This window comes from Paraburkholderia sp. LEh10 (assembly GCF_017814945.1).
In the GTDB taxonomy this organism is placed as follows: domain Bacteria; phylum Pseudomonadota; class Gammaproteobacteria; order Burkholderiales; family Burkholderiaceae; genus Paraburkholderia.
Genome location: NZ_JAGIPX010000245.1, coordinates 1 through 517 on the forward strand (window position 1 = coordinate 1; position 517 = coordinate 517).

1 pseudogene is annotated in these 517 nt (G+C 57.6%); it reads left to right on the forward strand.

Going from position 1 to position 517, the window contains the following annotated elements:
• Positions 1 to 77: 77 nt before the first annotated feature.
• Positions 78 to 455, forward strand: a pseudogene (locus J8I87_RS44180) (transposase); the annotation flags it as partial.
• Positions 456 to 517: the final 62 nt, after the last annotated feature.

Sequence of the window (517 nt, forward strand, 5' to 3'; positions counted from 1 at the left end):
AGGGAGATCCCCCTGCGTCCCTCACGCAATTTGCAAAAAACGGCCCAAATTTCCATCGACTTCCGTGCTCACGCTCAGGTATCACTGAAATCGGGTGTGCTGCTCATGCAAGGCGAAAGTTCTTCGAACTGCCCGCCAGCAACAAGAGTCTGGTCGCCGAGCAGGCGTTGAAATACTTCGGCGCGCTTTACAACATCGAGCGCGATGTCGCCGAGCTCAAGCCCGATCGAAGATGCACTGTTCGCCAGGAGCGCGCCCGGCCCATTGCCGATGCATTGCACGACTGGATGACCGGCCAACGCAAACTGGTCTCCGAGGGATCGGCGATCGCCAAGGCACTCGACTACAGCCTCAAGCGATGGGACGCACTTACACGCTACCTTGTCGACGGGCATGTGCCCATCGACAACAACTGGCTGGAAAATCAGATTCGTCCATGGGCGACGGGGCGTTCATTGTGCACCTCCTTCTGAATCGTCGATAAACATTGGGAGTTGCCCTTCGATGGCGCTGCGAC